Raw genomic sequence first — 18684 nt, forward strand, 5'->3', positions numbered from 1 at the left:
ACAGGCCGGGTTTGCGCCCGGCTTTTTCTTTGGTCGACACGAAACGCCACCCATCCAGAAACACCGCGGAACCGGCTTTGCCGGGCCGCAGGTGTTGCCCCCAAGGGGGTCGCGCGAAGCGCGGCGGGGGTGGGTCATCTTGTCCCGCTAAACTGACCCGATGCTTCGCCCACCTGCCAAACACTGCCGCAACTGCGGCACCCCGGTCGTGATGCGCCTGCCCGACGACGGCGACACCAAGACCCGTGCGGTCTGCCCGTCCTGCCACCTCGTGCACTACGACAACCCGCTCAATGTGGTCGGCACGGTGCCGGTGTGGGGCGAGTCGGGCCAGTACGTTTTGCTCTGCAAACGCAACATCGAGCCGCGCTTCGGCAAATGGACCCTGCCCGCTGGTTTCATGGAACTCAACGAGACCACCGCCGAAGGCGCGGCCCGCGAAACCATCGAGGAAGCTGGCGCGCAGTTCGAGATGGGCGAGATCTTCACGCTGATGAACGTTGTGCGTGTGGGCCAGGTGCACATCTACTACCGCGCCCGCCTGCTGAGCGACATCTTCGAGCCGGGGTACGAGACCATTGAGGCCCGGTTGTTCACGGAAGATCAGATCCCCTGGGACGAGATCGCGTTTCGCACCGTCAAGGAAACGCTGGAGCACTACTTCGCCGACCGCCGCCAAGGTCGCTTCGGTTTTCACGCGTTCGACATCACCTGACGTCGGGCAACCGCGCCAGACCTTCACCGCATGAGCACCCGCCCGGCCGCTCCACGCACCTGGCCCTTGGTGTTGCGCCTGGGCACGGCGCAAACGCTGGCCTGGGGCTCCACCTACTACCTGCCCGCGCTGCTGGCCAAGCCCATGGCCGATGGCCTGGGCCTGCCGATCTCGCAGATCTGGATCGCCTTCACAGTGGCCTTGCTGGCCTCGGCAGCACTGGGGCCCTTCGCCGGCCGCGCCATTGATCGCTGGGGTGGTCGACCGGTGCTCATGGGCACCAGCGTGCTGTTCGCCCTCGGTCTGGCCAGCCTGTCGCAGGTGCAAGGCACCACCAGCCTCATGCTGGCCTGGCTGCTGATCGGCGTGGCCATGGGCAGCGGGTTGTATGAGGCAGCGTTTGCCGCACTGGTGCGCCTGCAAGGCACCCAGGCCCGCGCCTCCATCACCGGCATCACGCTCATCGCCGGCTTTGCCAGCACCGTGGGCTGGCCCCTCACCGGCTTGCTGGAGACCGAGTTCGGCTGGCGCGGCGCGTGCCTCGCCTGGGCCGGCCTGCACCTGCTGGTGGGGCTGCCGCTGAACGCGAGCATTCCACGCGCCACCGCCTTGCCCGAGCCACCGCAGGCGCTGGGGGCAGCAGCGCCCGCCGCTTCAGCAGCTTCCCAAACACCGCCACCGACATACACCGCCTGGGTCCTGTCCTACGTGTTCGCCGCCACCTGGTTCATCAGCACCGCCATGGCGGCGCATTTGCCTCAACTGCTGGTGGCCAGCGGCGCCACGCTGGCCGGTGCGGTCGCCATCGGTGCACTGGTCGGCCCGGCGCAGGTGGCCGGACGCATGCTGGAGTTCGGCTTTCTGCGCCGCCTGCATCCGCTGCTCTCGGCCCGGTGCGCCGCACTGGCTCACCCGGTGGGGGTGGTCTGCTGGATGGTGTTCGGCCCGGTGGCCGGGCCGGCATTTGCGCTGCTGCACGGCGCGGGCAACGGCATCCTCACCATCGCCAAGGGCACGCTGCCGCTGGTGTACTTCGGCCCGGTCGGCTATGGCCAGCGGCAGGGCATCATGATGGCGCCATCGCGCGTGGCGCAGGCTTTTGCACCCCTGCTGTTCGGCCTGTGCATCGAGCGCTGGGGCGCCGGGGCACTGTGGATATCGGGCGGTCTGGGTCTCAGCGCGCTGGCGGCTCTGCTGTGGCTGCGCACCAGTCCCCCGGAAACACCGCACTAACGCGGCAACGCCTGCAGGCCTGCATCGCTCCAGCCGAGCAGCTCGGCCAGCCGTCGCGCCACCCACACCGACTCGACCTCACTCACCACCACAGGCTCCACCCGCAGACCTTGCAGGCAGCGCGTGAGCACATCGCTTTCGGCCAGACCGAGACTGAACTCCATGTTGCGCGCCGTTTCGGTCAACAGCTGGGCCATGTCTTCGCACAGCTCGTAGCGAGCGGCCAGTTCATCGCGCGGCAGGCTGGGCTTCTGGCGGCCGGGCTGCACATACAAGGCCACGAAGGAGGCGGGAATTTCGATCTGGTATTCGTCGGACATACCGCACTGTAATTGCACCGGCCTGGGTCCGGCGCCTGCGCCATTACAAGGTATGGTTGACCCATTCAACCGCTTGCCACAACGAAGAATGACCGACACCAACGAACCCGTACACGAAGACCGCCTGTGGAGCGATGGACACTGGACAGCCCGCGTGATCAAGAACGAAGACGACGATGGATGGGCAGTCGCCATGCACCTGGATGGCGGGTCAGAGCCTGCTTTGGTGGGGCCCTGGACCATGGGTCGCGACAAGAAGAATCCCAAACCACTGGACACGGCAGCCTTCAACACGCTGGTGAAGACAGCCAAGGAGGTCATCCGCCGCTCCGAGCAACAACTGCATGCACAGCTCAACAAGAGCGTCAACGTGATGGTCGACGGCAGCCGCCTGCGGATCGCGCTCTCCATCGTGCCCGACGAAGAAGGTGCGACCGCGACCCTGAGCGCCCTGGACGAATTCGACGAAGAACTGGCTCGTGTGCCGGTGCCGCCCACCTTCAAGCTGAATGTCGACAGCGCTCAGGCCTGGGTTGCGGCGGGGTTTGAACGTCCACGCTGAGATTCAGGCAGCAGAAACTGAAAAAGCCCACAACCTTTCGGTTGCGGGCTTTCAGTACGCAATGGTCGGCGTGGCGGGATTCGAGCAGGAGCTGTTGCCTGCGCGGTGATCTTGAGCAGACCTGATCGGCTTCAGTGCCGCCACCGGCGAGGCGACTTCATTCCCGGCTGCAAGGTGGAACTGCAATCACAGTGTCATGCGAGCCCGATACGCTCAAAACATTCCGCGGGTCCTGACGGGTAGAAAGTATCGGGACACCAGATTCCAACCGAACGCAGCCGCCTTGGCTCGGATGTTCGGGCCATGCTCAACGCTACCAGTGCCGACAGGGTTTTGGACCCGGGGCTCCCCGGGTTCGACCGAATGGATTTTCTGGCCGTTTTGGCTGCGAGCGTGTGACCTCCAACGATCAGTTGAATGACGACGCGGCACCAGCGGCCAGCAAGTCCTTGTGGGTTCATTTGAACGGTCAGCGGATGCCCGCACGCAGAAAACTCTGGACGAAGTGCCGTTGAAACAGAAGGAACGCCACCAGCAGGGGCGCGCTGGAGATCAGCGTGGCGGCGTTGATGATGGCCCAGTCGATGCCTTGGTCCGTGCCGGCAAACACCGACAGCCCGACCGTCAAGGGACGCGTCTCCACCGAGTTGGACATCACCAGAGGCCAGAGAAAGTTGTTCCAGTGGTAGCTCACGGAGACCAGGGCATAGGCCAGATAGACCGGTGTGGCGAGCGGGATGTGCACGCGCCACAGCACGCCCATGGCGCCACAGCCCTCGACACGCGCGGCCTCTTCCAGTTCCTTGGGTACGGTCTTGAACGTCTGGCGCAGCAGAAAAATGCCGAAGGCCGACGCCATGTAGGGCAAGGCCATGGCGCTCAGCGTGTCCGTGAGGCCGAGCTGGTGCAAGGTGCGGTAGTTCTCCACCAGCACCACGTCGGGCATCACCATGAGCTGCACCAGCACCAGACCGAAGGCGATGTCCCGGCCAGGAAACGAGAAGCGCGCAAACGCATAGGCGGCCAGGGTGCACAAGACCATCTGCCCGACCAGGATGCCGCTCACCAGGGCAAAGGTGTTGAGGAAATATCGAGGAAAGGGCGCGGCCGCCCAGGCCGCACGGAAGTTGTCCAGCGTGAGCGGTGCCAGCGGGTCAAAGCGGGCAGAAAACTCGGCGGCGTGGAACGCCGACCAGACCGCATAGGCCAAGGGCAGCAGCCACAGCATGGCCAGCGTCCAGGCGCCGGCGGTATTCAGCCAGGTGTCGGTGCGACTCGGGTTCAACATGGGGTTCGCGTCATTGGTAATGCGTGCGGCGCTCGAGCAGACCGAACTGGAGCAACGCCAGCAGGGCCAGCACCGCCAGCAGCACGGCGGTGAGTGCAGCGGCGTAGCTGGCGTCCCAGAATTTGAAGCCGGTCTCGTAGATGTGGAACAGCAGCAGCGAACTGGCGTTGTCGGGTCCGCCCCGCGTCATGACCACGATGTGGTCGATCAGGCGGAAGGCGTTGATCACCGCGTTGATCAACACGAACAGCGTGGTGGGCATGAGCAGTGGAAAGGTGACGCGCCAGAAGAACTGCCAGCGACCACATCCCTCCAGCGCCGCGGCCTCGCGCAGCTCGGGCGACTGCTGCTGCAGCGCGGCGAGGTAGAAGATCATGAAGAACCCGGCCTCCTTCCACACCGCCACCACCATCACCGCGCCCAGCACCGTCTCGCGCGAGCCCAGCCAGTTGTGGGCTGCGCCGCCGACCAGGCTGCGGATCTGGTCGAGCAGGCCGTAGTCGGGCGTGTAGAAAAACAGCCAGATGTTGGCCACCGCGATCATGGGCAGCACGGTGGGTGTGAAGTACGCCAGTCGCAAGAGGCCACGGCCAGCGAGCTTGCGGTCCACCCACAGCGCCATGACGATCGCCAGCGCGACCGCCGGCACGATGGTGCCCAGCGCGTACCAGGCGTTGTTGACCAGCGAGTTCCAGAACACCGGGTCGTCGGCCAGCGCGCGGTAGTTGTCGATGCCGATCCAGCGCGCCGGCCGGTTGGGACGGGCGGTGCTGAACAGGCTGTGCCACAGCGTGGCCACCGCCGGGTAGTGCGTGAAAGCCAGCAGCAGCAGCGCTGCGGGCATCAGCAAGAGCCAGCCCACCACGGCGCTGCGGCGATCAAGCATCACAACACCCGGCCGAGCTTCAGCGGTACGGCCGCAGGATGCGGTCGGCTTCGCGCTGGGCGTCCTGCAGGGCTTGTTGTGCGGGCTTGGCGCCGGTGAGCGCAGCCTGCAGGCCGTCGTTGAGCGCCTTGGTCACGCGCTGGTTCTCGTGGGTCGAGAGTTCGGCCACGGCGTGCTTGAGTTGGTCGCGCGCCACGATGGGTGCGGGGAAGTCGGTCAGGTACTTCTTCATCTCGGGGGTGTCCCAGGCTGCGGGGCTCACGGCCACATAGCCGGTGGCAATGGCCCATTCCGCCGCGCGCTTCGGCGAGGTCATCCACTGGATGAATTTCATCGACGCCTCGCGCTCGGCCGCGCTGGACTTCTTGAAGACGTAGAAGTTGCCACCGCCCGTGGGCGTGCCGCGTTGTTTGCCGGCCGGCAGCATGGCCACGCCGAAGTCGAACTTGGCGTTGCTGCGGATGTTGGTCAGGTTGCCGGTGGTGGTCCAGATCATGGCCGCCTTGCGCTCGAAGAAGTCCTTGGGCGTCGTGCCCCACTCCACCACGCCGGGTGGGTGAACCTTGTGCTTCTGCGACAGGTCCATCCAGAACTGCAGCGCCTGCACGACCTCGGGCTTGTCGTAGTAGGTCTGGGTGCCGGCGGGGTTCATGAGCTGCGTGCCGTTCTGGGTGGTGAAGCCCTGGAACAGCCAGTACGGAAAGCCCGACGAAGGCACCTGCACGCCCCAGGTGCTGACATTGCCGGCGGCGTCCCGCTTGGTGAGCTTCTGGCCGAAGTCCACCAGCTCGCTCCAGTTCTGCGGTGGCTTGTTCGGATCCAGGCCGGCTTCCTTGAACAGGTCCTTGTTCCAGTACATCACCACGGTGGAGCGCTGGAACGGAATGCCCCAGGTCTTGCCACCGGTCTGGCTGTTCTGCATGAAGCCGGGGTAGAAGCTGTTCATCCAGGTCTTGTCGGCGGAGCTCTTGGCCATCTCGTCGAAGGGCACCACCACATCCTCATCGATCAGGGTGTACATGTCGGTGGACAGCATCACCGCGACGTGCGGAGCGTCGCCACCCTTGGCTGCCGTCAGCACCTTGGTGATGGTGTCCTGGTAGCTGCCCGAATACACCGGCTTGATTTTGATACCGGGGTGCTCCTTTTCGAAGTCGGCCGCCATGCCGTCGATGATCTTGGTGACCGGCCCGCCCACGGCGACCGGGTAGTAAAAGCTCAGCTCCTGCGCGAGCGCAGGCACAGACAGGGTCGCGCTCAAGGCAACGGTAGCCAGGTTCAGGGTCCAGGGTTTCATGGTTTCTCCTCAGGGTTGGGGAAGTCGCAGACCGCTGTCGCGGTCGAATGGGTGCAAGGCAGCGTCTGGCCAGCCGAGGCCGACCGTGTCGCCTTTGCGGGGCAGGTCATGGCCGCCGACGCGCAGCACCACACGCGCCGATCCGGTTTCGCAAATCAGCAGACTCTCGGCGCCGAGGTACTCCACCGCCACCACGCGGGCGGGCAAACCTTCGTTGGCGGCACGCAGCAGCATCTGCTCGGGGCGCACGCCCCACAGCGCTTCGCCGTGGGGAGCAGGAAACAGGTTCATGGCGGGCGCGCCGATGAAGCCGGCCACAAAGGTGCTGGCGGGACGCTCGTACAAGTCTTGCGGCGTGCCTTGCTGCTCGATGCGTCCGGAGCGCATCAACACCACGCGGTCGGCCATGGTCATGGCCTCGGTCTGGTCGTGGGTGACATAGATCATGGTGATGCCCAGGCGCTGTTGCAGCTCGCGGATCTCGCTGCGCATTTGCTGGCGCAGCTGCGCATCCAGGTTGGACAGAGGCTCGTCCATCAGGCACACCGGCGCCTGGGCCACGATGGCCCGACCCAGTGCCACCCGCTGGCGCTGGCCACCCGAGAGCTGCGAGGGCTTGCGGTCGAGCAAGGCTTGCAGACCCAGAAGCTCCGCGGTGTGCGCCAGTCGCCGCGCGCGCTCGGCCTTGTCGACACGGCGCACCGTGAGGCCGAAGACGATGTTCTCGGCCACGGTGAGGTGGGGAAACAGCGCGTAGTTCTGGAACACCATGGCAATGCCGCGCTGGGCCGCTGGTGCTCGCGTGACATCGACGCCTCCGATGACGATGCGACCGGCATCGGGCTGCTCCAGCGCCGCGATCAGGCGCAGCGTGGTGCTCTTGCCGCAGCCCGAGGGTCCGAGCAAGGCAACGAACTCGCCCGCCTCGGCCACGAGATTCACATCCTGCACCGCGGCGTGGTCGCCGAAGCGCTTGGCGATGCCGTGCAGTTCGACGCGGCTCATGCGACGTGCACCTGCGGCCGAGACTGCTTCAGGAGCGCGCGAAACGCCGCGGCGGGTCGCTCGTCGATGAAGAGGTGGTCCATGTCCGCCAGGCGTCCGCCTCTGGCCATGGCCGCGCGTCCGAACTTGCTCGCATCGGCCACCAGCAACGACTGCCGGCAGTTCAGCCGCATGGCTTCGCGGGCGGCCACCTCGGCCGGGTCGAAGTCCAGCAGCATGCCGTCGGCATCGATGCCTCCCACGCCAAACACCGCGAAGTCGGTCTTGAACCCGTTGAAACAACGCACGGCCGCCTCACCCACCACGTCCAGATCGGCCGGGCGCAGAAAACCGCCGGCCACCGCGATTTCCAGCTCGTCGCTGCCAGCCAGCGCAAACACCACGCGCAGGCTGTTCGTCACCACGCGCAGGCGTTTGTGGGAGCGCAATGCCAGTGCAACCTGGTGCGGCGTGGTGCCCAGGCCGATCGACACCGACGCGCCGTGGGGAATGTGCGCCGCCACCGCAGCCGCGATGCGCCGCTTGCCTTCGAGCTGCTGGTCCTGGCGCGCCTCATAGGGCAAATTGACGCCCTTGACCGGCAGCGTGACACCTCCGTGCACGCGGCGCAGGAGCCCGAGCTCGCTGAGTTGGTTCACACCGCGACGGATGGTCTGCGGCGTGACATCGAACTGGCGCGCCAGCTCGTTGATGTCCACCAGACCCCGCCCTTTCACCAGGTCCAGGATCTGCTGGGCACGGGAGTCCTGCTTCAATTCAGGCATGTTCGAATGAATGCATCTGGCAAGTTCATACGAACAGCGTAGAAGCCGAATGTGACCCGTTGATGTCACTCGGGCCGTTGCGTTTCGGGTTCCAATGTGGTGCCCATTCAGGAGAACACCACCGTGCTTGTGCAACTGTCAGACCCCCACATCGTCGCGCCCGGGCGCCTGCTCATGGACCGCATCGACACCCCCGCTCTGCTGGCCAGCGCCGTGGCGAGTGTGCGAGCCCTTCAACCGCCGGCCACTGCCGTGGTGCTCACCGGCGACCTGGTCGATCGGGGCAGCGCCGACGAGTACGCGCACCTTCAGCGACTGCTGGCGCCGCTGACCTGCCCTGTCTGGCTGATGCCCGGCAACCACGACTCGGTCGAAGCGCTGCGGCTGGCCTTTGCGGACCACGCGGAGCTGAGGCCCGTGAACGATGAGGCGCTATCGCCCTACGTGCTGTGGGTGCGCGAGGTGGCTGGCATGCGCCTCATCGCGCTGGACACGGCGGTCGCGGGCGCGGCCCACGGCTCGCTGTGCGAACACCGCCTCGCCTGGCTGGACCGTACGTTGGGCCTGGAGCCGCAACAGCCCACGATCGTGGCCATGCATCACCCACCGTTTGCCACCGGCATCGGGCACATGGACGGCATCGGACTTCGGCAAGGATCCGATGCCTTGGCCGACGTGCTGCGCCGACACCCGCAGGTCGAGCGCGTGATTTGCGGACACCTGCACCGCCCCATCGTTCGGCGCTTTGGTGGAACGATTGCCATGACGGTGCCGTCCACGGCGCACCAGATCGTGCTCGATCTGCGCGCAGATGGACCACCCGCCTACCGACGCGAGCCCCCCGGGTATGCGCTGCACGCAATCGTGGGAGGAACGGTGGTTACACATGGGGTCACCGTGGGTGAGTACGGCCCTTCAGAGCTTTACGCTTGATCGCAAGGACCTGTCAGGCCGATTGTTCGGGTCGCGAAATCTTCTGGTCACCGTCGCCGGCAACGAGCGCGTGAGAGTGTCATGAAAACTTCATGAAAGCTATCAATTTCATAGCCTAAAGTCCATGCCAGCCGGTGACTTCAGGCACTTCAACCAGATCATCAAAACTCAAGATGTTGTGGTTCGAGTCGATATCCAAACCAAGCCGTCAATTGTTGAACCCCAAACCTCACCGACCCTTCACCATGAACTGGATCTCACACATCTCCACGCGAGCCAAGCTCATCCTGTTGGTCGGCGCATGCGCGCTGGGCATCGCCGTCATTGCCATCACCGCGCTGCGCGGCCTCCAGCAGGCCGTCGGTGCAGGTGAACAGCTCGCACAACAGGAGGTCTCAACCGTGCAGGTGTTGGGTGACCTGCGCGCGAACGTGGGGAATATGCGCCATCTTGAAAAAGACATGTTCCTCAACCTCGCAGATGAGGAAGCACTGAACCACGATCACAAACTGTGGCGCGAACAAGTTGCCCTGGGAGCTCAACGAGTTGAAGACCTTCGCCCCCTGCTGAGCTCCGAAGAGCGGCAGCTGACCGATGATTTGATCGCCGCGTTGGCGGGCTATTCGAAAGTTGTTGAATCCATCCATGTGGGTATCACCCGAGGTGAGGTGAATGACCCTTGGCGAGCCAACCAGGCACTTGAACCTGCCTTGGTGCAGGTGCGCTCCATCGATGAGGCGCTGAGCACCATCAGCAACAAGGTGTCAGCGCGCGTGGCAGTGACGACAACCCAGTTGTCGACGATTCAGAAAAGCGCGATTCAACTCACGCTTCTGGTGTCGGTCGCATCACTTTCCGTGATGCTGGTGCTGGGGTACGCCATCGGTCATCGCATCATCCTGCCGCTAGGTGCGGCTGCCGCAGCCATTGAACGAGTGGCTGAGGGTGATCTCGGCACGCGGGTGAGCTCTGGAGGCTCGGATGAGATGGGTCGCGTCCTCGGCGGCATTCAGCGCATGCAGGACAACCTCGGAATGCTCGTGACGGAAATTCGTGATGGCGTGCAGAGCATCAATGCGGCGTCGCTGGAAATTGCAACGGGCAACCAGGACCTGAGTGCTCGCACGGTGCAGTCGGCAACCAGCCTGCAGCAAACCTCCGCCAGCATGGAGAAGCTCACCAGCACGGTGCGCCAGAGCGCCGATGCCGCACGACAGGCCAATGAACTGGCGTCCAGCGCGGCGGCGATCGCCGCGCGCGGTGGTCGGGTGGTGGGACAAGTGGTTGCCACCATGGACGAGATCAATCACAGCAGCAAGAAGATCAGCGACATCATCGGCGTCATCGATGGCATCGCCTTTCAGACCAACATCCTTGCCTTGAACGCGGCGGTGGAAGCGGCGCGTGCCGGCGAGCAGGGTCGCGGCTTCGCCGTCGTGGCTGGAGAAGTGCGCAACCTCGCGCAGCGCAGCGCACAGGCGGCCAAGGAGATCAAGGAGCTGATCGGGGCGAGCGTGGACAAAGTGGAGGCCGGCAGCAAGTTGGTTGCAGACGCTGGGCTGACGATGAGCGAGATCGTCGGTTCGGTGCAGCGTGTCTCGGACATGATTGGCGAGATCACCGCTGCTGCATCAGAGCAGAGCGATGGCATCGGGCATGTCAACACAGCGGTCAGCCAGTTGGACAAGATCACGCACCAGAACGCGGCATTGGTTCAAGAAAGCGCGGCCGCTGCGCAAAGCATGCAGGATCAAGCCACTCGGCTCTCGGCAACCATGGGCCGTTTTTCAGCCGTTGCAAGTTGACCTGCATCCGTTCGAATGCTTTGAGGGAGACCCGCGGATGAGTGGGATTCTTCTGCACGGCCTTCAAACCACGCGCGACCCATAAATGCGAAGGAATCTCGCCTGATTCACGTCTTGGTCACAGGGCACCGGCACGCTCTGCTGCATGCAGAACCCGACACCCTATGCACTCCCCGCACCGGCTGTGACCTTGCTGAACCTGGATATCAGGTGCTTTCGGTGGATAGGGGCCGGCCGGCCGGATCGACCAAAACGGCTGCACCTTGCGATCCAGTTCGCGCGCTGGAGTTGGGTGCCCTTGCTGGCCGTGATCAGCGCAACCCTCGCCTTCAGAGACCACATGCTCCCACCCGTGCTGACCGCCCTGTTGAGTGCTGGCGTGCTGCAACTGCTGGTCAAACGTGCTTCAAAACGGTGGTGCGCGAAGCGCCCTTTTGCCGTCGGTCTGTGCGACAACCACCTGGGCCATTCGGACCGGGGCGGCATGCCCAGCACCCATGCAGCCGTCATGGGCTGTGTGGCGGGAGCCCTGATGCCGTGGGTGGGCGTCGGCTCCGAGCTGGTGTTGATACCTGTGATCGCGGTGCTCACGGGCTGGGCCCGCGTTCATGCCGGTGCTCATTTTCCTTCGGACGTGGTCGCCGGCCTGTTGATGGGCATGGCATTTGGCTGGGGAACGAGCCACTGGTTGTGATCGTTCGGCGGGGCCGGCGGGAAACACAATGCGCCTCCCACCGGTCAATCGACAACCGCTCACCGGCGCGGAGCTGTCACTTCTTGCTGCGTCGGCGCTGCGTCGTGGCACCCATCAGGAGCAGGCCTGCCAACAGCATGGCGTACGTCTCGGGCTCCGGCACGGGTGCTGCCAGCACGAACAGGCGCGAGTTGGCTGTGCCGGAGTCCTCGGCCACCAGGTACAGGTTGCCCAGATCGTCGACCGTCACGCCTTCGATGGCCTGGCTGGTGATGCCCGCCAAGTTCAGGCTGCTCAGCACCTGCCCGCTTCGTGTCACTTCCAGCAGCCTGCGCGAATCCAGGCTCAGGATCAGCAGGTTGTCGGCGCCGTCGGTGCCCGCCAGTGCCGAGACAGGTGAGAGTGTCTGCACATCGGACAGGCTGGTCACGCCCAGCAGCGCCGGATCAAACAAGGCACCCATGGTGGACGCACCGGTGGTGAAGTCCAGTGTGCCGCCCAGCACGGCCTGGGGCAGGGCCTGCTTCACAGACACAAAGCTGCCGTCGCGGGCATCGTACGAAAGGCCTTCAAGACCGTTGTTGCCCACACTGCCGCTGCCGATCGAGGCCGACGGCGCGGTGGCCAGATTGGCGCTGCCACCCGCCACGTAGGTGAATCTGAAAGCATCCTGCAGGCGCTCTTCGGCCACCACCAGAACGCCGTTGCCCAGGTAGGTCAGGCCTTCGGAGTCGCGGTTGGTGCTGGTGGTGGGCCAGCCGAGGTTGGTGCCGCCACTGAACGACATGCTGCTCAGCGTCTGGCCAGTGAGAGAAATCTCGACCACGCCGGTGCCTTCATCGCCCACGAAGAACAGCGTACCGTTGGTACCGCGATCGCGGGCGAACGTGATGGCAGAGGCTTCCAGGCCCGACACGCCGTTGCCCGGGTTGGCGTCCAGCGTGTAGTTGCCTGTGACCTGGTAGGCCGACAGATTGATGCTGGTGGCCGCAAATGCATTGAAGCCGAGCGCGCAGGACGCGGCCAACAGGGTTGAAATCAGTTTCATGGCAGTTCCCGGTGACGCTCAAGCCTGGCGGCGGCGGATGGCTGCACCCATCAGGCCCAGGCCAGCGAGCAACATGGCGTAGGTTTCGGGTTCGGGGACCAGGGAGGGCGAGCCGATCTCGAGGCCCGAAGCGATCACAAACGCGCCATTGACACCCGCCGTGCTGAGCGTGCCCAAGGTCACGTTGTTCAAGCCAGCCGAGTTGTCGAACGTCTGATAGGGCGACGAGGCGTCGGATGCACCGAAGTCAACACGGGCTTGAAGTGCGCCCGCTGCGTTGAAGATGTTCACCGCGTCGCCACCAGTGCCAAAACCAATGCCAGAACCGCTGTAGGTGCCGACCACCACGCCTGCAAAGGATGGGGAACCGAACCAGTTGCTCAGGAAGCTGCCGGCGGTCGCCGCGCTGCCTTCGATGAAGATCACCGACTGGCCTGCACCGATGCTGGACACACCGGTCAGCGCCAGCGCCGAGCCAAATGCATTCGAGTTGTCGTCCACTTTCCAGCCGGTGATGTCGACAGCGGAAGTGCCAAAGTTGGTCAGTTCGAACCAGTCGGCTGACACCACGGAGTTGCCGCTGCTCCAGGGCGCGACTTCGGTGATGCGGACTTGTGCCGTGGCGGCAGTGGCCGTGAGGACAAGCGCAGACAACAGGGCGGACAGGGAGAGTGAGGAACGCAGCGACATGGTGACCCTTGAAAAGGTGGTGGAATGAAATGGCGACGCCGCCGTGCACGGCCTGCCTAGACTAGGCGGGGAGTGCAACGGCGGTTTGAAAGAGTTCCCTCGGTGGAATGGTCCGAATGGATCATTCCCGAGGAAGGCCGACGGCCAACGCGTGCGCAAGGCGCCCGGGCGCTGAACTCAGCCCTGGCGGCGGCGGCGCGTGATCCAGCCCACCATGCCCAGGCCGCTGAGCAGCATGGCCAGGGTCTCGGGCTCCGGCACGGCCGACGTCACGGTGATGTTCAGGCTGTCGCCCACATTCAGACCCGCAATGGTCCAGTTCACACCACCATTGCCGAGCGGGTCACCGATTTCTACGTCCAAAAACTCCAGTGGCGAAAACGTCACGATGGCATCTGCGCCGTTGAACGCAATGTTGCTGCTGTAACCGAACTGCCGCGTCACGGTGCCCAGGTTGCCGAAGCTGCCCGAGCTCAGGCCGAATGTGTAGCGGTCGATGCCCCCACCCGTGTAGTTGCGCAGCACAGCGTTGAAGGACAGGCCGCTCAGCACATCGGCCGCGTCAATCGTGTAGCCCAGCGTGGCCGATGTGAGCGACGAGAAGTCGATGTCGAAGGAGATCAGGCCATCGGTGCTGAAGTCTGCAACGCCGGCTGAGGTGCTGCCGACGACACCGGTGAAGGTGGCGGCTTGGGCGGGAGCAAGGCCAGCCAGCGAGGCTGCCGCAACCAGGGCGAGAAGGTGTTTGTTCATGGTGGTCGGTCTTCTGTTGAGATGGTTCAAAGGGTGCCCTTGCTCCACGGGCCGGTGATGGCCAGCGTGACGCCGGTGTAGATGTTCACGAACAGCACACGGCCATCGGGGCTGAACACGCTGCCGGCCCATTCGGTGTTGAGCTGGTTGCCGCTGTTGGCACCCGTCTTGCCCACCGCGTCGAGCTGGGCGCGCGTGAAGTTGTAGTTGTTCTTGGCGAAGATGTAGCTGCGGCCGTTGGGCGCCAGCACCTTGAGGTGTTGCGACGCGATGGGGGCGCTGGTGGGGCTGCCGTCGCCGCCGTCTTCGTTGAACAGCAAGCCGCCGCGTGGGCTGATGCAGATGTTGTCGGGCGAGTTGCCCACCACACGATCGCGGCTCACGAAGATGGCCTTGAGCACCATGGTGGCCAGGTCCAGCGACCAGATCACGCCGGCGCGCGCCGGTGTCGTGGCGGTGGCAGAGCCGGTGGCCTTGTCGGTGAAGAACACTACGCCGTTGGCAACCCAGCAGCCTTCGTTGGCACCGAAGATGGCGCCACCGTTGGCATAGGCGCCGCGAAACGGGCCGCTGCCGGTGACGGTACTGACGGTGGTGGTGATGGACGCGCGGTCCGCATCGGGATCGGCCACTTCAACCCACTCGCACTGGAATTCCTGGCACAGCGTGGGGAAGCGCAGATCGGCGCCAGGCTGACCGGTCACGGCCAGACCTTGCAAGCGACCTCCTTCGTGCAGCGAGCCCAGGCCACCGTTGATGTTGTTGGGCAGGAAACGGTACAAGGTGTTCGCGTTGCCCGCGTCTTCGGTGAGATACCAGTATCCGGTGTCGAGGTCGAGGGCACTGGCCTCGTGCGCCATGCGTCCCATGTCGATGATGGGGTTCACGTTGGCCGCGTTCTGGCTGGTGTCGGCCGGAATCTCGAAGATGTAGCCGTGCTTCTTGCCGGTGGAGCTGATGTTGTTGCTGCCGATTTCCTCGTTGCTGAGCCAGCTGCCCCAGCTCGACGAACCGCCTGCGCAGGGGCGGTAGATACCGCCGAAAGATGCGTAGCTCTCCACCCAGTTGCCATCGCGGAACACCAGGTTGGTGTTGCCACCGATCTGGTAGCTGCCGCCCGTGAGGCCGGTGTCGTACTTGGCCACGTTGGCGCGGTCGTTGCCGATGACGTTGTTCACGTTGGTGGACAACGACTGCTCGTGGTTGCGCACAAGGATGATCTCGTTGCTGCGACCCACACGGCGAGACACCACCACACCCATGCCGTCGTGCGCACCCGGCGTTGGCAAGCCGTCGCTCATGATGTCGCCGCGCCAGCCATAGCTCTTGTAGGTGAAGCCAGCCGGCAGCTCGATCAGGGGCAGGCCGGTGGTCAGGTCTTTCACCGGCGCCGTGGGGCCGTAGGGGCTGGCCATCAGTGAGGAAGCATCGGCCGGCGCGCAGTTGGCGCCGTAGCCTTGGTCGATGGTGTTGGCCATCGCGGTGACGGGACCGGTGAACGCTGCGGTGATGGCCGCAGCGCCTCCGCCGATCAGCAGATTGCGACGGGAAAGTTCGGGTGTTTGGTCGGACATGGGGCTGACTCTTTCTGTGGGTTGAAGACAGCCACAAGCTTGCTTTGGTGTGTTGAAACTGCAGTGACATGCCCGCTGACGTTTGGACCTGCTCTTTGACAGCGTTTCACATTGCATGAGCCGATCGGCTCATGCCGGAGCGCCCATCACCAGCCAGCATTCATGCGACCGAATTCAAGGTGTCACATACGGCCTTCAAACTGCCTGCTCCGATCCGGCCGTCGTCGACGACAGACACCTGCATTCCCGCCCGTTGCGAACGTCCGCTGTACCGAGGGAGCGCCCTTGAACCACACAACTTCCTCAGCTCCCCCCTCCGGCACCATGGCACGCAGCGCACAGGGCGCGTCCAGCCGGGGCAGCCTGTTGCACGCGCTCGAGACATCGCTGAGTCCCCTGGTGGGCGTGAGCTGCCTTTGGGCGCTGGCCATGGGCATGGACGGAGGCATCCACACGGAGTATTTCCTGCTCGGTCTGGCGGTGTTCGCTCTCACCTATCCCGGACCATCACGCCTCACCCTGTCGGCACAGGCCACGTTCGTCGACCTGCTGCTCAGTTGGGGCACGACGATGGGCCTGCTGTTTGCCGCCGGCTGGGTGACCGGCTATGTGCGCATCTTCCCGCTGGACGTGATCCTCACCTGGTTGGCCGTCACGCCCGTGGTCGACTTCGCGGCCTGGATGCTGCTGCGCTGGAAGGCACCGACGCTGGTGCGCCTGCAGGGTCCTTCGGAGCGTGCACTCGTGGTCGGGATGAACCACCAGGGTCTGGCACTCGCCAGCAACCTCGCGGCCACACGATTCAACAACATCGAGGTGGTCGGCTTCGTGGACGACCGCAGTCGCGAGCGGTTGGAGGCAGGCGATCGGTTCACCCTGCTGGGCCGCTTCGATCACCTGGTCGAAGTGATCAACAGCCAACGCATCAACCTGATCTACATCTCGCTGCCCATGGCCTCGCAGCCACGCATCCTGAAGATTCTCGATGACCTCAAGGACACCACGGTGTCGATCTACTTCGTGCCCGACATGTTCGTCACGGACCTCATTCAGAGCAAGCCCACCGTGCTGTGTGGCGTACCCGTCATCTCGGTCTGCGACACACCCTTTCACGGAATCAACGGCGCGCTCAAACGAGGCAGCGATGTGGTGCTCTCCTCGTTCATCCTGCTGGCACTGGCGCCGCTGCTGCTGGCGATCGCAGCCGCGGTCAAGCTCGGCTCGCCCGGGCCCGTGATCTTCAGGCAGCGCCGCTACGGCCAGGACGGTGAAGAGATCGTTGTCTACAAGTTCCGGTCGATGACCGTGGCCGAAGACGGCCTCGAAGTCCGCCAGGCGCAACGCGACGACAAGCGCATCACCGCCCTGGGCGCCGTCCTGCGCAAGACCTCGCTCGACGAACTGCCCCAGTTCATCAACGTGCTGCAGGGACGCATGAGCATCGTGGGGCCGCGCCCGCACGCCGTGGCGCACAACGAGCTCTACCGCAAGCTCATCAAGGGTTACATGGTGCGTCACAAGGTCAGGCCGGGCATCACCGGCTGGGCCCAGGTCAACGGATTTCGGGGCGAGACCGACACCCTGGAAAAGATGGAGGGGCGCATCGAGCGCGACCTCGACTACCTGCGCAACTGGTCGCTCAAGCTCGACGTGTTGATCATCCTCAAGACCATCCGCCTGGTGTTCCGCGACCAGCAGGCCTATTGAATGAAACACCTCCCGCATCGCCTTCGGCCGCTCGGGATCTGCCGGACCATCTGGGTACCCGCACTGCTGGCCTGCGGCGTCCCGGGCACCGCCACCGCCCAGGAAGCCGATGGCCTGACCCTTCGGGCGGGCTATTCGCTGCAGCGCGACGACAACCTCTTTCGCCTGCCCGACGGGGTGGATCCGCAGACCGTGCTGGGACGCCCCAGCGCGGCCGAGAGTGTCGGCATCGGCACGCTGGGCATGAGCTATGCGCACAACCACAGCCTTCAGCGACTGGAGCTGGATGTCAGCCTGATGGACTACCGCTACCGCACCTACAGCCGCCTGGACCTGCTCGCCACCAACTACGACGTCACCTGGCGCTGGGCACTCACGCCGCGCTTTCGCGGGACCCTGACCGCCGAACGCGATGAAAGCGTCAACAGCTTTGATGACACCAGCGTCCTCACGCGCGGCAACCAACGCGTTCGCCGCCACGAGGGCTTCGATGCGCTCTACGAGCTGGACGGCGTCTGGCGACTGGTGGCGGGCGTCCAGAGCACACGCAACCAGAACGAGCAACCCCTGGTCGGGGAAGACAGCTATGTGTCCAGATCGGCCAATGTGGGGCTGCGATTTGACGCGCGCTCTGGCAGCTCGGTCACCGCGAGGCTGCGAAACGGCAGCGGCAACACCACCACTGGCGCGACGCTTCCCGCCCCGCTGAGCGACCCGGATTTCCATCAACGCGAGCAGGCGCTCGACATCCGGTGGCTGCTCAGCGAGAAGACCACCGCCGACCTCAGCCTGGTGCGAATCGATCGCACGCACGCACGCCTGGCCACCCGCGACTACAGCGGCACCAACTCGGCGCTGTCGCTGCGCTGGGCCGCCACCGCCAAGACCCAATGGACGCTGCAGTGGGCCTCCGATCTGTCGAGCTACCAGACCACCAACGCCAGCCACGCACGCACCGACCGCATCACCGCTTCCCACGTCTGGCAGATCGCGGCACGAACCAGCCTGCAAGCCAGTGTGAGCGAGTCGCGCCGCCGGTTCCTGGGCCCACCACCCGGGCAACTCCCCGACCCTCAGCGCGACACCACCCGCGACGCGTCGCTGGGCCTGCGCTGGAACGCCACCCGCAACATCGCACTCAACGCCTCGGTGCAGCACACGCAACGCCGCAGCAACCGGCCCGGGCTGGCGTTTTCGAGCACGCAAGCCGTGGTGGGTATGAGCGTCTTCACGAACCAGTGAACCACCCGTCGTCGTACATGGCTTGACGTCTCCCCCACATCCGGTCACTTCTCGACTGGCGTTGGGCAGCTTTCCAACTGTTGATCTGACCTCTTTCTGACGCACGGCACCGCAAGAACCGGTCGTCCAGAGCGGGTACTGGTAAGGGTTTACCCGGTTAGCATACAA

General features: G+C 64.6%; 18 protein-coding genes. 8 read left to right on the forward strand and 10 right to left on the reverse strand.

Annotated elements, in window-relative coordinates:
• Positions 1-160 precede the first annotated feature (160 nt).
• A complete protein-coding gene (locus V6M63_RS07230; RefSeq protein ID WP_332740911.1) occupies positions 161-715 on the forward strand; it encodes an NUDIX hydrolase in 555 nt (184 codons plus the stop codon).
• A 30-nt stretch (positions 716-745) separates the two neighbouring features.
• Entirely contained in the window at positions 746-1948 is a 1203-nt protein-coding gene (locus V6M63_RS07235; RefSeq protein ID WP_332740912.1) for an MFS transporter, read from the forward strand.
• On the opposite strand, the gene V6M63_RS07240 is transcribed toward V6M63_RS07235, so the two are convergent.
• Positions 1945-2268 (reverse strand): ATPase with chaperone activity, encoded by a 324-nt coding sequence (locus V6M63_RS07240; protein WP_332740913.1) that lies wholly within the window; start codon positions 2266-2268, stop codon positions 1945-1947. The two genes, V6M63_RS07235 and V6M63_RS07240, sit on opposite strands and share 4 nt — an antisense overlap.
• A gap of 88 nt (positions 2269-2356) precedes the next feature.
• Here V6M63_RS07240 and V6M63_RS07245 point away from each other — a divergent pair, with 88 nt between their 5' ends.
• Positions 2357-2830 carry a hypothetical protein gene (locus tag V6M63_RS07245; RefSeq protein WP_332740914.1) on the forward strand — a complete coding sequence of 158 codons (474 nt, stop codon included), beginning with the start codon at positions 2357-2359 and terminating at the stop codon, positions 2828-2830.
• A gap of 469 nt (positions 2831-3299) precedes the next feature.
• Here V6M63_RS07245 and V6M63_RS07250 read toward each other — a convergent pair whose 3' ends face one another.
• From V6M63_RS07250 to V6M63_RS07270, 5 genes are read right to left on the reverse strand one after another with little or no spacing between them, the layout of a single operon-like run.
• On the reverse strand, positions 3300-4118 hold the full coding sequence (locus tag V6M63_RS07250; protein WP_332740915.1) for a carbohydrate ABC transporter permease: 819 nt from the start codon (positions 4116-4118) through the stop codon (positions 3300-3302).
• A gap of 10 nt (positions 4119-4128) precedes the next feature.
• Positions 4129-5004 carry a carbohydrate ABC transporter permease gene (locus tag V6M63_RS07255; protein ID WP_332740916.1) on the reverse strand — a complete coding sequence of 292 codons (876 nt, stop codon included), beginning with the start codon at positions 5002-5004 and terminating at the stop codon, positions 4129-4131.
• 19 nt (positions 5005-5023) lie between these two features.
• A complete protein-coding gene (locus V6M63_RS07260) occupies positions 5024-6301 on the reverse strand; it encodes an ABC transporter substrate-binding protein (protein ID WP_332740917.1) in 1278 nt (425 codons plus the stop codon).
• A 9-nt stretch (positions 6302-6310) separates the two neighbouring features.
• Positions 6311-7306, reverse strand: a complete 996-nt coding sequence (locus tag V6M63_RS07265) for an ABC transporter ATP-binding protein (RefSeq protein WP_332740918.1) — start codon at positions 7304-7306, stop codon at positions 6311-6313.
• Entirely contained in the window at positions 7303-8070 is a 768-nt protein-coding gene (locus V6M63_RS07270) for a DeoR/GlpR family DNA-binding transcription regulator (protein WP_332740919.1), read from the reverse strand. The genes V6M63_RS07265 and V6M63_RS07270 overlap by 4 nt, the downstream gene beginning before the upstream one ends.
• Positions 8071-8193: 123 nt before the next feature.
• On the opposite strand from V6M63_RS07270, the gene V6M63_RS07275 reads away from it, so the two are divergent.
• From V6M63_RS07275 to V6M63_RS07285, 3 genes are all read left to right on the forward strand, one after another.
• The gene (locus V6M63_RS07275; protein ID WP_332740920.1) at positions 8194-9003 is read left to right on the forward strand and encodes a phosphodiesterase; all 810 of its coding nucleotides are present in this window, start codon (positions 8194-8196) and stop codon (positions 9001-9003) included.
• 245 nt (positions 9004-9248) lie between these two features.
• Positions 9249-10808, forward strand: coding sequence for a methyl-accepting chemotaxis protein (locus tag V6M63_RS07280; protein WP_332740921.1), 1560 nt, complete (start codon positions 9249-9251; stop codon positions 10806-10808).
• Between the two features lie 340 nt (positions 10809-11148).
• Positions 11149-11502 (forward strand): phosphatase PAP2 family protein, encoded by a 354-nt coding sequence (locus tag V6M63_RS07285; protein WP_162258083.1) that lies wholly within the window; start codon positions 11149-11151, stop codon positions 11500-11502.
• A gap of 76 nt (positions 11503-11578) precedes the next feature.
• Here V6M63_RS07285 and V6M63_RS07290 read toward each other — a convergent pair whose 3' ends face one another.
• The 4 genes from V6M63_RS07290 to V6M63_RS07305 all read right to left on the reverse strand — a co-directional run bounded on the left by V6M63_RS07290 (position 11579) and on the right by V6M63_RS07305 (position 15567).
• On the reverse strand, positions 11579-12550 hold the full coding sequence (locus V6M63_RS07290; RefSeq protein WP_332740922.1) for an SdiA-regulated domain-containing protein: 972 nt from the start codon (positions 12548-12550) through the stop codon (positions 11579-11581).
• 18 nt (positions 12551-12568) lie between these two features.
• Complete coding sequence (locus V6M63_RS07295) at positions 12569-13240, reverse strand: lamin tail domain-containing protein (protein WP_332740923.1); 672 nt, start codon at positions 13238-13240, stop codon at positions 12569-12571.
• A 177-nt stretch (positions 13241-13417) separates the two neighbouring features.
• Positions 13418-13993 carry a PEP-CTERM sorting domain-containing protein gene (locus V6M63_RS07300; protein WP_332740924.1) on the reverse strand — a complete coding sequence of 192 codons (576 nt, stop codon included), beginning with the start codon at positions 13991-13993 and terminating at the stop codon, positions 13418-13420.
• Between the two features lie 26 nt (positions 13994-14019).
• Entirely contained in the window at positions 14020-15567 is a 1548-nt protein-coding gene (locus V6M63_RS07305; protein ID WP_332740925.1) for an alkaline phosphatase PhoX, read from the reverse strand.
• Positions 15568-15891: 324 nt separating this feature from the next.
• Between V6M63_RS07305 and V6M63_RS07310 the strand changes: the two genes are divergently transcribed.
• Together V6M63_RS07310 and epsL are read left to right on the forward strand one after the other, a co-directional pair.
• Positions 15892-17274 (forward strand): undecaprenyl-phosphate glucose phosphotransferase, encoded by a 1383-nt coding sequence (locus V6M63_RS07310; RefSeq protein ID WP_332740926.1) that lies wholly within the window; start codon positions 15892-15894, stop codon positions 17272-17274.
• A complete protein-coding gene (gene epsL, locus V6M63_RS07315; RefSeq protein WP_332740927.1) occupies positions 17275-18516 on the forward strand; it encodes an XrtB/PEP-CTERM-associated polysaccharide biosynthesis outer membrane protein EpsL in 1242 nt (413 codons plus the stop codon).
• The last annotated feature ends 168 nt before the right edge of the window (positions 18517-18684 follow it).

The sequence above is a fragment of the Hydrogenophaga sp. genome (genome assembly GCF_036675665.1).
Lineage (GTDB): Bacteria > Pseudomonadota > Gammaproteobacteria > Burkholderiales > Burkholderiaceae_C > Hydrogenophaga.